This window comes from Ruegeria sp. CE12 (genome assembly GCF_056537525.1).
On sequence record NZ_JBQFRS010000001.1, the window covers coordinates 358,321 to 371,375 of the forward strand.

General features: G+C 56.0%; 17 protein-coding genes. 2 read left to right on the top strand and 15 right to left on the bottom strand.

Going from position 1 to position 13,055, the window contains the following annotated elements:
* Positions 1-61: 61 nt before the first annotated feature.
* The 7 genes from ACR0IO_RS01725 to ACR0IO_RS01755 all read right to left on the bottom strand — a co-directional run bounded on the left by ACR0IO_RS01725 (position 62) and on the right by ACR0IO_RS01755 (position 5,084).
* Positions 62-568: a phage major tail tube protein gene (locus ACR0IO_RS01725; RefSeq protein WP_480738964.1), complete on the bottom strand. Its 507-nt coding sequence runs from the start codon at positions 566-568 to the stop codon at positions 62-64.
* Positions 568-1,755, bottom strand: coding sequence for a phage tail sheath C-terminal domain-containing protein (locus ACR0IO_RS01730; RefSeq protein ID WP_480738966.1), 1,188 nt, complete (start codon positions 1,753-1,755; stop codon positions 568-570). Before ACR0IO_RS01730 ends, ACR0IO_RS01725 begins: the two co-directional genes overlap by 1 nt.
* A 79-nt stretch (positions 1,756-1,834) precedes the next feature.
* Positions 1,835-2,521 carry a hypothetical protein gene (locus ACR0IO_RS01735; protein ID WP_480738968.1) on the bottom strand — a complete coding sequence of 229 codons (687 nt, stop codon included), beginning with the start codon at positions 2,519-2,521 and terminating at the stop codon, positions 1,835-1,837.
* 11 nt (positions 2,522-2,532) lie between these two features.
* Positions 2,533-3,267 carry a phage tail protein gene (locus tag ACR0IO_RS01740; protein WP_480738971.1) on the bottom strand — a complete coding sequence of 245 codons (735 nt, stop codon included), beginning with the start codon at positions 3,265-3,267 and terminating at the stop codon, positions 2,533-2,535.
* Positions 3,267-3,836: a phage tail protein I gene (locus tag ACR0IO_RS01745; protein ID WP_480738973.1), complete on the bottom strand. Its 570-nt coding sequence runs from the start codon at positions 3,834-3,836 to the stop codon at positions 3,267-3,269. Before ACR0IO_RS01745 ends, ACR0IO_RS01740 begins: the two co-directional genes overlap by 1 nt.
* Positions 3,829-4,731: a baseplate assembly protein gene (locus ACR0IO_RS01750; protein ID WP_480738976.1), complete on the bottom strand. Its 903-nt coding sequence runs from the start codon at positions 4,729-4,731 to the stop codon at positions 3,829-3,831. The genes ACR0IO_RS01745 and ACR0IO_RS01750 overlap by 8 nt, the downstream gene beginning before the upstream one ends.
* Positions 4,728-5,084: a GPW/gp25 family protein gene (locus ACR0IO_RS01755; RefSeq protein WP_480738979.1), complete on the bottom strand. Its 357-nt coding sequence runs from the start codon at positions 5,082-5,084 to the stop codon at positions 4,728-4,730. Before ACR0IO_RS01755 ends, ACR0IO_RS01750 begins: the two co-directional genes overlap by 4 nt.
* A 407-nt stretch (positions 5,085-5,491) precedes the next feature.
* Between ACR0IO_RS01755 and ACR0IO_RS01760 the strand changes: the two genes are divergently transcribed.
* Both ACR0IO_RS01760 and ACR0IO_RS01765 read left to right on the top strand, forming a co-directional pair.
* The gene (locus tag ACR0IO_RS01760; RefSeq protein ID WP_480738982.1) at positions 5,492-6,157 is read left to right on the top strand and encodes a hypothetical protein; all 666 of its coding nucleotides are present in this window, start codon (positions 5,492-5,494) and stop codon (positions 6,155-6,157) included.
* A gap of 10 nt (positions 6,158-6,167) precedes the next feature.
* Positions 6,168-6,554, top strand: a complete 387-nt coding sequence (locus tag ACR0IO_RS01765; RefSeq protein WP_480738984.1) for a hypothetical protein — start codon at positions 6,168-6,170, stop codon at positions 6,552-6,554.
* A 188-nt stretch (positions 6,555-6,742) separates the two neighbouring features.
* Here ACR0IO_RS01765 and ACR0IO_RS01770 read toward each other — a convergent pair whose 3' ends face one another.
* The 8 genes from ACR0IO_RS01770 to ACR0IO_RS01805 form a co-directional block, all read right to left on the bottom strand.
* Complete coding sequence (locus ACR0IO_RS01770; RefSeq protein WP_480738987.1) at positions 6,743-7,183, bottom strand: phage baseplate assembly protein V; 441 nt, start codon at positions 7,181-7,183, stop codon at positions 6,743-6,745.
* Entirely contained in the window at positions 7,183-7,710 is a 528-nt protein-coding gene (locus tag ACR0IO_RS01775; protein ID WP_480738989.1) for a hypothetical protein, read from the bottom strand. Before ACR0IO_RS01775 ends, ACR0IO_RS01770 begins: the two co-directional genes overlap by 1 nt.
* Positions 7,703-8,242 (bottom strand): phage tail protein, encoded by a 540-nt coding sequence (locus ACR0IO_RS01780; protein ID WP_480738992.1) that lies wholly within the window; start codon positions 8,240-8,242, stop codon positions 7,703-7,705. The genes ACR0IO_RS01775 and ACR0IO_RS01780 overlap by 8 nt, the downstream gene beginning before the upstream one ends.
* Positions 8,229-8,564 carry a head-tail joining protein gene (locus ACR0IO_RS01785; RefSeq protein WP_480738995.1) on the bottom strand — a complete coding sequence of 112 codons (336 nt, stop codon included), beginning with the start codon at positions 8,562-8,564 and terminating at the stop codon, positions 8,229-8,231. Before ACR0IO_RS01785 ends, ACR0IO_RS01780 begins: the two co-directional genes overlap by 14 nt.
* A gap of 4 nt (positions 8,565-8,568) precedes the next feature.
* The gene (locus tag ACR0IO_RS01790) at positions 8,569-8,865 is read right to left on the bottom strand and encodes a Rho termination factor N-terminal domain-containing protein (protein WP_480738997.1); all 297 of its coding nucleotides are present in this window, start codon (positions 8,863-8,865) and stop codon (positions 8,569-8,571) included.
* 62 nt (positions 8,866-8,927) lie between these two features.
* Positions 8,928-10,958, bottom strand: coding sequence for a phage major capsid protein (locus ACR0IO_RS01795; RefSeq protein ID WP_480738999.1), 2,031 nt, complete (start codon positions 10,956-10,958; stop codon positions 8,928-8,930).
* Positions 10,942-12,513, bottom strand: coding sequence for a phage portal protein (locus tag ACR0IO_RS01800; RefSeq protein WP_480739001.1), 1,572 nt, complete (start codon positions 12,511-12,513; stop codon positions 10,942-10,944). The genes ACR0IO_RS01795 and ACR0IO_RS01800 overlap by 17 nt, the downstream gene beginning before the upstream one ends.
* Positions 12,513-13,010, bottom strand: coding sequence for a hypothetical protein (locus ACR0IO_RS01805; protein ID WP_480739004.1), 498 nt, complete (start codon positions 13,008-13,010; stop codon positions 12,513-12,515). Before ACR0IO_RS01805 ends, ACR0IO_RS01800 begins: the two co-directional genes overlap by 1 nt.
* Positions 13,011-13,055: the final 45 nt, after the last annotated feature.

Sequence of the window (13,055 nt, forward strand, 5' to 3'; positions counted from 1 at the left end):
TTGCCCTCGGTTCTATTGTGGTGAGTGTGGCGGGCGAGTCTTTCGTCTCGCCCAGATCCGCTTAGAGGCCGATGTTGCGGCGATGTTCGGCGAGCTGGTCGACTCCGTTGACGATCCGCACCATGTTGATCTTGTCGATTTCGTTGATCACGCGGCCGTTGTGGATCTCTCGGTAATAGCGCAGCGAGATCGACGGCGTCAGAGCGGGTTTCTTACCCGATCCCCAAGTGCCTCGGGCGAGCTGAATCACCTTGCCTTGCATTTGGTGCTGAACCGGCTTTGTCGTGCCGTCCAGGCTTTCCAGCGAGCCGCGCGCGGTAAGCTGAACCGGAGCGCCCTTTTTCAGCCCCCACAAGGCCAATACGTCGGCATCGTATGAGGTCAGGACAAACGAACAGGTCAGCTTTTCGAGCCCCATGTCGATATCAATCGGGGCATCCATGCCACCGCCTCGGAACTCTTCGGTTGCAACAACCAGATCCGGTGGGCTGTATTCCTCGATCTTGCCCGCATAGCCACGGCCATCGACGATGAGGTTCAGATATTTAAGGATGTCTTCGGCAGCCATTAGTTGAACACCTCCTCGATATAGTCGTTGATCAGGTGCGAGCGGAACGTGATGTGCTCGGCCGGATAAACGGGAGTGAAGTCAAAGTTGAAAAAGATCTTGCCGAGCTGGATATTCGACGGCGAATTGAGATCCGGATCAGCCCAACATTTGCCGCCGAGAATTGCGCCCAATGCGACCATGTCCCGAAGGTAGTTGTTCACGCCCTCGGTCACGTCTTCGACATAGGTTTTGGTGATACCGCGATCGACTGCCCACAGGTGGTTGCGCAGCAATGAATCGTTGAGGATATCAGCAGTGCGGCGAACACAAAGGAAATGCCATTTCGTATCGGCCGTAAGCGAGCGGTTGCCCCAGAGGCGATAACCATTCTGACGAATGATCGTCGCGACCTTGTTCTCGTTCAGCAGATTGGCCCGCGCGCTCCGATCGCCAAGCTTGAAATCGATCGACCGCGATAGGCCGATAATGCCGTTCATGAGTTCATTTGACGGCGATTTCCAGAAACCGACCTCATTGTCGACGCGGGCGATAATGCCAGCAACGCGGGACGAGGCGGGCTGATCGACGATGTTCGCGCCGATCTGCACCTTGACCCACGGGTCGACCACAAGGACGCGATCAGACCCGAAATCACCAGCATAGGTGTAAGCGTCTGTATCCGTAGTGTTTGGACCATCTGCAATGATGACCGCGCGCAATTTGGTGGCGATGCCGATCAACTCAGAAACAACCGGGTTCGCGAGACTGCTTGGCCGCTGATGCGTGAAGCCAGGCGCGATTAGGATGCGAGGTGAGAAACCAACAACGCTTTCAGCGCCAACCAGCGCATGAACGCCCTCGAAATTGCCGTTGCCTGCATTTACCCCACCGATGACATTCGCAAGGGTCTCGGCTTCGTTTGCGCCTTCGTCAACACGAACCACAACCACCACGGCCCCGATCTGGTCAAAGATCCCGTCCATCGCGGCCGGTAGTGTGCCGTTGCTGTTGCCGGTGGTATCCAGCCCGGCCGCCTCACGGCGCGAACCAGCCACCAGAACGGGTTTGTTCAGAGGGAACTTGTCAGCATCGGCATCGGGGGCAGTCCCCACGATACCGATAACTGAGGATTTGACCGTCTGGATCGGTCGGGGGCCGGCGTCAATTTCAATGACCTCGACGCCGTGCAAAAACTGATTGGACATGCTGACCTCATGCTCGGGCGTTGCTCTTGGTCAGAGAGTTTCATGTCACGAACCGCCTTTCCTCTGGCGGTTCCCCCACCTAGTCGATTTCGATTCCGAGTTCGGCAGCCAGCGACAACGCTTGAGTTTTGCCCGCTTCGAGAATGGCCTCGAATTTGTGCGGATCCGGTTCAGCTTCCAATTGATCGTCCAGTTTGACGCGCAGACCCGTGGTTCGCGAGATCACCGCTTCATAAGCATCAGCCTTGGCAATGATCTTTGCCGTAACTTCCGCCTCGGTTCGGCCCGATGTCAGCGCTTCCCCTGCGATCATGGCTGCCTGATCCGGTCGGGCCGTACCTTCATCTACGGCGCGCGCAGCCTCGGCCTTGGCGGGCCAGCTCGCCCGCTCGAACTCGGGCACGTTTCCGGCGATCTTGTTCAGGAATCCATCGATCCAATTGACCATTGCCAAACGGGCCGCTGCCAGATCCGGAAAGAGTGGAATATCCGGTTTCTGCGTTAGCGCCTCATCTGGAATGGGCCCCAAAAACTCGACACGCTTCTCTTTGCCCTCAGCCGTCCAGTAAAGCGCGCCTCGATGGTCTTCAACTTGCGACCAGGCACCATCCTTGAACACTCGCGCACGGCCCGGCTTCGCTTCGGGCGGGGCGATCAAGGTCGCATATCCCGGTACCATCGGCGTTTTATCCTTGGGGTCGATACGCGCCTCTGTTTCAGCCTGAAACTCGCCGCTGATTGGGTGATAGTGATAGATGCTTGTCATGGGACTTAACCTCAGTATTTGATGCAGAACATCAGCGCGACGTTGCGAACACGCGCGGCTGAGTAGTAGTCATTCCCGACTTGCCCAACATCATTTCGATTGGCGATAGAGTGGAAGATTTGGGTTGTGATTTCTGCAGCTTCCCATCCGGACAGTCTGGCGGCTGCAACATCCGACCATTGGTGGAGCTGTAGCCCGTCAATATCATGCGCAACGTGGCTACCGTGCTGAGAACTGCCCAAAGCCCGCCCAGTATCAACGCCCCGTCCATTGTCGAAGCCGCGCAGATACTCGCCTCGCAGATCTGGCAGATTGAAGGTGTTAGACCCATCGCCTGCGCCAAAGGTCGTTCCGATCTTGCCAAACAGTGGCGCGTATGACGTCCGACTGATGGCGGCCCCGTCGCATTCATGCCAGCCTGTGGGCGGGGTCGAATATGCAAAGGGCATTACGATCCCAACCGGCGACGCGGTGTTGATCATCGCCAAAATTGTGGCTGCAAAGTTCGGATCATCGTTAAGCGCTGCGGCGAGTTCGTTCAGCGTATCGAGCGCCGGATCTGCACCGTTCAGAATGGCGTCCAGCCTATCTTTCAACCATTTGGTGCGATCGGCGAGCTGCTGGGCCTGCACGTTGGCAATCCCTTCGCCCAGCGGCAGATTGGGCGGCCCACCAACAACCGGATCTTGTGTCTCGATCTGGTAGATACCAGCGGGCCATTGGTTGGTTTCTGTTAGATTTGCCATCAAGCGACTCCGTGCGTGAATTGCCCGTCGTACTTGATGCGGGCGTTATAGGTGTTGAGTGCTTCGGTGAAGTCGAGCGCCTTCAAATGGCACCGGGCCGGTGCCACATTCTTTAGGATTGCCCGCACCTGAGCGGCTTGCTCGATCGTGATAGGCCGCGTCAGGCGCACCCTGTATTCTGCCCAGTGATCGGGCTCGGAATAGTTGATTGCGCCATCAAACTGGTGGATTCCATCGTATTTTTCCCAGCCGTGCCGCTCGATCACCTGCGCCTCACCATACCCAGCGGCCACCAGTGCATTTTTGACCGATGCAATGGTGCCTTTGCGCCGATGCACTTCAATAGAGTTTTCGATCGCCGCACGCTTGGCGTCCTCGGACCATTCGGCGTTCCAATCATCGACAGAGAATGCCCACGCCAGCCAAGGCAAAATGTTCGCCGGGCATGTCTGGGGGTTCCAAAGTCGGGTTATGGGGTCGGCAAAATCCTCATGTCGCGCGGAAAGCTGTTCCAGCTCCAATTCGATCGGCTGGGCATTTGGCGGCAAAATGGTCGGCAGATCAGACATTCGTACCACCATTTGTCACGGTAATCTCGGTGCAATAGGCGGCTTGCGCCGATGATACCGCGATATCAGCCGCCGGGCTGTTCAGCACAACGTTTTGAACCCCTGTTTGGTGCAGTGCTGCATGTAGTCCGGAAACCGTAATATCGCGGCCCAGCAGATGATTGCTTTGCACATAGTTATTTAACGCCTTCAAGGATGCCTGGCGCACAACCTCGGCGTCGGGGCCTTCATACATGATCAGCGTCGCGTCGACGGTGTAGGAAAGAATTTCGGCACTCTGGACGGTCACAAGATCCGTAAGCGGCCTGACCTTTTCCTCGTTCAGCTTGGCGGCGACAGTGGTCAGCAGCTCGGCGGCGCTGGTGCCGTCGCCATCCTTTGAAACAACCGTTACGACGACTTCACCCGGGACCGGAGATTCAACGCCGATATCTTTGACCAGCGGCGAGGCTGACAGACCCCAGAACACATAGGCACCTCTCGCCCCTGCGGTCGTAAAGCCCTCAAGCGCGAGCTGCACCCTTTGGCGCAACCGGCCGTCATCTTCGAGTATTTCAGGGACAGGTGGCACCGCATCCGGATCGGCCGCCTGCACAACCGCCCTCTCAACCCCAAAGAACGCCGCCAGATGATCGAGCTGCGCCCCGCTCGCAAAGGCAAGCATGTTCCCCCTACCCGCGTCGTCGACCTCAGCGCGCAACAGCGTTTCGCGATAGGCCCACGCTTCCAGAACCTTGACGATTGGCTCGCTTTCCAGATCCAGAACCGGCCCTAAACCCGGCTCACGCTCGATCAGCCACGCTTGGATTTCAGCCAAGATCGGCTCAAAGCCCTTGCGATCAATAATCGTAGGCGGTGCGAATTTTTCCAGATTGATGGCCGTGAACGCACTCATTCGATAACGATCCCTTCGAGCTGAAAATCGCAGCCGTCCGCAAGGTACTTGCCGACAAGATCAATGACGATTTTTCCGGGTTCAAACGAGCGGAGCGAAACACCCTCAACCAAAACCCGGGGTTCCCAAGTCATGATGGCCTCGGCCGTTGCCGCGATAATTTCCAGCTTTACCGACGAGGAAAACGGGGCATCGATCAGCTCGAACAGGCGCGAGCCATACTCACGCCGCATCACCCGCGACCCTAAAGGCGTGGTCAAAATATCTCGGATTGACTGGCGCAGATGCTCGATGCCGCCAAGTTTCCGACCAGAGGTGGCGCTGATCCCGTACATACGGCGAAACTGCCGCATATCTTTGACCCTTTCCTCTGGCGGTTCCCCCTGTCGTCAGCCGAGTGAAGGTGTTTCTAAGAAGTTTGCCCATCCCGTGTTTGGTGCCCCAGAGTTTCCCTCGGCATTCTATTTCGGATCAAGATCTTAGACTGAGTTGTTTAACACCAAGACGGGACGAAGCTTCTTAAGTTTCCAACTCTTTCGCACGAATGCGGACACTCAACGAACTATGGGCAATCAAGACACTATCAGCGTTTCAGTAAACAGATAAAGACCTCTGATGGCTGAGACCAATGCCAAGAGCGCGGAGTATGACACAATGCAGTATGCCCTCAACAAAGGTTGCGTGAAGGGTCGAAAAGACGCAGATATGAGGTTGATTTAACTCAACAATAAGAGAAACAGGATTCAAGGTGACGGATCTAATGAGTGTATTCACTTCAAGCACATCAGGTCTTCTTGCACTTTTGGCGATGCTGTGTGGTGCAGCAGCTGTTGTGCTAGGGGGCCTTGCGACCGCAATCAAGGGCAAAGAGAGTTCGATTGCCCAAGCCGCCTATCAAAACGAGCTTAGTGAAAAAACGAATGAAATTACGTCCCTCCAAGCTGAAATCAACAAGCTTCAAAATGAAACGATTAACATGATCACCGGAGGGGATTCATTTCCGGTGATAAATATGCTGCAAAGTGCCGCTGATAAAGAAGGATTATTTACGCCAGAGATTTGGGTTTCAGGCAAGTATCCTCTCAGAGGGTTTAGCGCGCAAATTACCCTAAAGTCTGATGGGGAAACCAAAAAACTCAATTTTAGGGAGGCGAGCCTACGCCCCTACACACCAACACCAATCGATCTAAGTATCAACGCTGCAGGTGAAGGTGCATCATTTTTGGTTGCCCGTTTTTTTGCAGAGAATGGCACTTGGCACCAGAAGATCGAGTTCAGGAGAACTGACGATGGTCAGTTTCAATTTAGCACAGTTATCACACGTCTTGATAACCCTCAAACAACCATTCTGAAGAAGGATTATGAGGAGAACCTTAGCTTTGGTTCTTTGGATGAAGTTCTAAAGTCTACAGATTCTGAAAAGTAAGGCATTTTTCATGAACCAGAACGATAGTTTAAAGCCGAGAATACTAATAGACGTCGAGGTACTCAGACCAATTTTGAAGAGGATACACGCAGGAAAACCTCAGAGCGAGATATCATCAGGTCAAAACGACCAAGATGCTGAAAGAATCCTGGACGTCTTAGTCGAGACTGGTTTGGTCGATCATCTGTCATTTGTTGCTGGTGCAGCAAAGCAGGTTAGGCCCGGAGCATACTTTTTAACCGAGAAAGGGCTACGGTGGCTGCGAACCTATGATTGGTGGGAACGACTAAAAAGCAAGCTGACTAAATGGCAGCTTGTTGGTGGTATAGTATTGGGTATTGCAATCAACACAATTTCTAGCGCTGTGTGGCCGTACCTATCGCCATTCTTGGTGTAAGTTAGAACTCAGCAATGGTTTTTTTTGGCGCTTCCAAATGTCCACATTGGGCCTCGCTAATAGAGTTCGATTGCACATGGTTTCGCTGACAATTTGCACCTAAGCGGTTGAATTTATTACTTACAGCTAAGGCTGGTTTGGCTGCCTTTTCCTGTTTTATTCGGATTGAAGAAGGACATCCCATCCGGCTATTTCTTCGGTGCGCCCGTGTCTGCTGGCCCTATTGCAACACCGCCATGAATATGGTTCCCAAGGCTTACCTCATCAGCGATCACGTCGCCGCCATCGACAGTGACGTCCCCGTTTGACACTGCAACGTTCCCTTTGCCCGACACATCACCCTCGAAATTGCCAGCCGGTGGCGCACTCGAAAACGGCCCGGGCAGGATAATGCCCCGGGTCGTATCACCGCCGGGTGACAGAACTATCACCTGAGTGCCTGGCTCTGGTGGTATCCAGAATTTCAGCGATTCCGATCCAAGCTGAGCAATTGGCAGCCAATCACTATGCGCGCCGTTGCCCCAATCCACTTTGGCACGGGCATTGCCACGATCGAGGGCGACCACTGTCGAAACCACGATCAGACGCTCGATCAACTGTAAAGCCTGCGATAACGCCAATTGTGACATCAGAGATCCTCTGGGCGATAGTCATCCTCGTTTCCCGCGCCGATATCCGGCGCCCACGAGGTCAGAACTTGTGCTGGGGTGACCCCATCGTCGACAAAGTAGCTGGCACCAATGCAGGCCTCATGCGCCCATTCAACGCGCCAAATATCGAACTGGTCGGCCTTCGGGGCAAACTCGTCAGGTTCAACGGCAAGGACGGTTGCAGCGCCCCACGCAACGCCCAGCCGGTTGTTGTGGATAGCGACGGACAATGCCCCGGCCGCCTTCACCACTTCTCGGCGTATTTTTGGGGTGCGATGCCCCATCACGATACGCGCCTCAAGGCGCACCAGACAGGGAAACTGTCCCGTGTGCGGATCTGCATCAGGCAGCGGTTCCAGCTCGGAGATCTGCACCAAGATTGCAGGAAGCTCCAGCCGGTCGCGTCGCTCATCCTCAGCGGCCACCGTTTTGAACGTATTGAATTTGCCCTTGATGGTCTCGACAACGGTGTCGAGGGCCTCGCCCAGATCTATCGCGTCAGGCATCACCTACCCCCAACAAGGTACGGGCCTTAATCTCGGCCACGAAATGTTTAAAAAAGATGTTGTCGACATCGATAAAAACCTCGTCTTCGAGATAGATCATCATCCTGTCAGACACCGGCAAAGTCGCCTCGATTATTGGATAGGCCCCGGTTCCGGTGCGCTGGTACACGCCACGCCGACCGTTGACCTTTGTCAGAAATGCACCGTGGATCATCGTGTCGCCGAACCTGATGCCCCCGGCCACTTTTCTGGGCCGCCCTTTGAAGGCAGATAACGGCAGATCATTCGCGCCGAACCAGATCTTGAGGCTGTTTCGCCCCTTGCCAACCCTGAACTCTTTGATCCGGCGGCGCAGCGCCTTGGCGTTTTTGAGCCCCAGCTCGGTTTGCAGCCCCTTGGATGACAGCCGGCGGATCGTTCCGGCCGTGCGTTTCACGGCGCGATTCCGCGACATGTCGAGCTGTTTCGGTGTCGCGTCATATTCGGCCGCAACCTCTTCAAGCCGATGATCATCGAAATCAAACCCCAGCATTGTAGAACACGTTCTGCTCGGCGAGGATCAGTTTTGCCAGCCCCGTGCCGTCGAGCTGGGGCGATTTCATAACGTCGTAGGTCTTACCCTCGATCTCGGCGACATCGTCCGCCCTGACCGGCTCTGCGCTAACCTCTGGGCATGTAAATACCGGCATCTGATGATCATGCTCATACTCGCCAAGCGATGCGATTTGGCTCGGTTCATCAAAAACGCCAAAGATCTTCCCGACTAATCCGCCGTCCCGGGTGATGATCGCCTTTGTCGCGAACTCGTCGGGGTCGAAAAAGTCGGAGAGATCTTCCCAATCGGGATGAGGCATGGCCTTACTCGTTCTCGACCGCCTCGATGGCAGCGATCAGGTCGTCTTTCGACAAGTTGGCTGCGCCCTTGATCTTGTAGTCTTTTGCGAGGGCTTTCAGATCGGGAACGGTATATTCGGACAGAGGTTTTTCGTCGTCATCATCCGAGGTAAGCAGTTCAGCCTTCCCCCGGTTCAACAAGTTCTTGGCTTCGGTTTCCAAGACTTCGACGATTGAATCTTCACCCTGTCCCGGGCGGATGATTTCACCGGCGACCACAACGGCCGAGGTGATCTTAACGTTAACTTTGTTTGCTGACATGTCAGGCCCCAAGTTTTTGTGAGAGGTTCAGGCAGCCGATTGGCTGCCTGCTGATAGGTGCGTTATGCGCCCGCTGGTGCGCCGTAGCAGAAGCTTTCGACGCGGCGGAAAACGATATCCACGTCTTGGAAAGCAACGATGCGCAAGCGGCCCTTGCGGCTATGGGTGTACGGATCGACCGTGAGATCCAGACCGCCCCAGGCACCGACAACGGCGTCGGCAAAGTTGCCATGGAACACGTCGCCCTGATCAACCTGATTGGTGATCTCGGCGCGGTAGCCATTGACCTGATTGCCTTTTTCCCAGATCGGCGCACCGTTGGAACCCGCGAACTTTTCGGTGGTCTTACAGTGGCCACGGAATTTCGCGTTCGCGCAGTAGGCCATGCTTTCGACATCGGCATTGTCCGAGGCAATCTCGCTTTCCATCTGCACCAACTCTTTGTACGTGGGCTGCGCGCCCGCAAAGACCACGGCGTTGAGACCGTTCAGGTTCTTCAGACCGCGAGGCTTTTTTACCCCATCGCCATAATACCCGGCCTTGTCGATCGTCAGGCCAAGAGCGGAAGCAAGATCACGACGTACCATGGCCTCGGTATCGATCGACGTTTGGCGTAGTGCCGAACGGGTGATTTCCGAGAAGGCACCCACGGTTTTCGGTGACATGTTGATGTCGCGCAGATCTTGGTTGCCCTCGCCCGCGTCTTCATCATCATCAAGCCAATAGCCGGATGCACCGCCCGCTTGCCCAATCAGGTCATAGTTGCCTTGCAGGCCACCCAACGGGGTTGCCAGAGCCAAGAACACCGAACGGTTGCGCAGCATTTCAATGAAGCTCTGTGCCATCAGGGTTGTGCCGATCGCCAGACCGCCGGTATTGCCCGGGGATGCGCCATCGGTGTTGATGTTCAACGCCCGCTGCAGAACGTCCATTGGCACCATGATACCTTGCGCGTCTCGACCCAGAGCCTGAGCAGCCGCGCGGCTGGCGTCGAACTCGAATGCAGCCGCTTCGCGCAGTGTCCGGTCAGTCGGGTTTGCCAAAGCGCGCAACGCCCGGGTGAACGAGAACCGATCGGCTTCGGCTGCTGTCAGGCCAATCTGCCCGCCATCATCATCAAGCGGCTGATTGCTGCGGCTGTTGTTGTCGTTACCGTTGCTGACATGGTCCAACAGCGAACGAGTAAACTCATCCACACTGGTGCCCCCGCGGATTGCTTCGGCGGCCAGCCGTTGTGCAGAGTACTGCTCGCCCAATTCCAGCAGATCAGCGGTGCGCTGTTGTTCGGCCTGCGCCCCTTCCTGAACCAGTACACGAGTGGCATCAGCACTTTCCAGCACTTCAAGCACCTCAAGTACATTTCCGTTTTCGTCAACGCGAGCGCGGACCAAGGCGCCGTTGTGCCGTAGAGTTCGTTCCATATTGCCCGATCCTTCTGTTTCGTTGGCATCTGTTTGAGCGTCAGTATTGCCCCGCTCGATTTCGGGTTCCTCTGGCGGTTCCCCCAACGACCGACCGACGCCGACGTTGGGGTCGGCCGGAATGCTGACGAGCGAGATCTCGTAGGGCTCCCATTCGGTAATGGTGACCTTGTCCGTCTCGCCTTCGCGCTCTTCGGTTTTGACGGCCTTGACGAAATAGCCGACAGAAACATGTCGGATCACGCCGTCGACGATGTCGTTCCAGATTTCCTCGGCCCGTGCCGAGCGACCAAAGCGCAGCACGGCGCGGCCAATGCGATCCCCGTCGATACGCGCGCTCTCAACCACCCCGATTTGAACGTTGTGGTCGTGGTTCCAGAGAACGGCCGCGCCATTTTCCAGCCGCTCGGTCAGCACTGCCCCGGATGAATGGTCGAGAATTTCGTCGCCAAACCACCGCGCGACGGGCGTCTCTGAACTGAACGCCACCTCGATCGTACGCGCCACTTCGTCGATGCTGCGCACTTCCGCCGTGCGGCGTAACGGGCCATGTTCGCGATTGCTGTTGATTTGCTCGGCTGTGATCGATCGCGTCAGAGGCTGCCCAATCAGCGCGGCCGCACTAATGGACCCCGCAACCAGCAGGGTCGTTGATTTACTCGTTCCCTTCATCGGGGGTCTCCTTTTTGGGTGTTGGTGTCTTTGCACCCAAGGCTTTACCCAGCGCGGCAAAAATAAACTCGTCAGGGATCTTGGCCGCCCGCATCGATGCAATGTCCGCTGCGACAGTTCGCCAGACGGTCTCGGGATCTCGGCCTTGTTTCCGGATGATCTCAGAGGGCGCGGTCAGCAAATTGTCTTTGGCTGTGACTTCGGCATTGATGTCTTTTTGAGGATCAACCCACGCCCAGCGCCGCGCCTGCCAGAACACATTTCGATATTTGGCAATGCGCTCGGGTTTCAGCCGGATGTTTTCCATTTTGACCAGCCCCAGCAAGAGCGCCCGTTCAAGCGCGCGCTGGTAGACGCGGTCAATCAGGATCTCGATCAGCCACTCTTGCAGATCCATCCAGTGTTCGCGCTCATCGATCACGCCTTGGCGGATTGAGCTGAAATTCACCCCTTCGAGATCGTTAGCCAGGCTGACATAGGCAACGCCCATGCCAGCGCCAGCACCGCGCAGCATGGCCTTATGGAATGGCCCGAACTCACCGCTGGGATAACGCGAGTCAAACGCCTTATGCTTCAATCCCGGGGGCAGCTCTTGGAACACCCCGCCCTCGGCCTCGATGATCAACTCTTCATCTTCGATATCGTCGTCGGGTTCCGGGCCTTCGTCTTTCTCCCACTCAAGAAACCCGCCGACACTTGCACCCGTTCGAGCATTGACCAATGCCGCTTTTTCGAACCCTGATAGCTGGTTCAACCGCCAGAGCGATGTTGCAGCCCAAGGAATGCCCCGTCGCTGGCCCTCGATCTCTTCGAGAAACCCGTGAATGATCTCATCGGCTGGCACAGGTTCCAGATTGCGGCCGTTGAACGTGTAGGCGTTGTTGCCCGGGTCATCTGTCATGAAGAAGTAGTTGAGAGCCCGACCCTCGCGCGAGAACTCGATACCTTGACGCACAAACCGGCCGTCCGGCAGGCGATCGATGTTGTAATCGACCGGGCAGCGCTGCGGATCTATCGTCTGCAGCGCATACCCCATCGGCGAAGCCTTGCCCCGGATCTCGCGAAACATGAACTCGCCATCTTTGGCCGCCGTGCGAACAGCCGACTTGCACAACATGCGGAAACTGCGACGGCCTTTGATGTCGCAATTCTCAGCGCGGCCCCATTGTTTCCACCACGTCTCAAGCGCCTCATTCGCCAACCGATCGAGACTGCCGTCTTGGTCTTTTGCCTGCGCCTGCAGAACAACGCCGCGATGACCTACAATGTTCTGCTCACAAAGGCGCAGGTAGTTTCTCAGATAGTCGTTCTTGGCCGCCTGCTCGCGGGACCGCGCAACAAGTATCCGTTGATTGCGGTCAATCACCTGATCCGCTGTTAGCGGCGTTGTGGTCCAACTCGCGGTCAGGCGATCGGTTTCGCCGGCATCATAGGATCGAGCCATGCGAATCGGCCGGGACATGGCGCGGCGGCTGACCTTTGGAATGGACGATTGAGAAACAACCACCTCTTTGGTGGGTTGTTCGACACTACGCTTTGGAAAGGGCCAGGCCATCAGAACGATACCCTTACTTTACGGCGCACAAGTTTCTTGTGGCGGCCGTTGCCTTTTAGCCTTGCAACCTCTGCCCTGTAGGTTTTGCGGAGTTCCATCAGATCGGCGATGCTTGTTCGGGTCAGCGACCGGCCGTTGATGGTGTAGGATTCCTGATCCTTGGTTGCGCGCTTTTCGAGAACAGCCTCGATCGCAGCCAACACCTTTTCAGCATGAGCGCGAGGATCGTGACCATCATCTAAGGCAGCGACATCAGCGGTGATTTGGATTTCACCGGCTTCAATCTCAAACACGTCATCGCCCTTGGTCGCGCGAATGGTCGCAACGTATCTGCCTGGCTGATAACTTGCGGTTGTTGCACCCGTTGCAGAAAACGTGTGTGCGTCACCGTCCCCTGTAGCTGTCAGGTTGATCGATGTCGCCCCGCGCAAATGCGCTTTGACTGTCCAATCTGGTGCCGGATAGTCGGCCGAGGTGATAATTGCCCGAAGGCTCAACCCCGCCCGAATGCAACTCGGAAATTGTTTCAGCAATGGTTTACC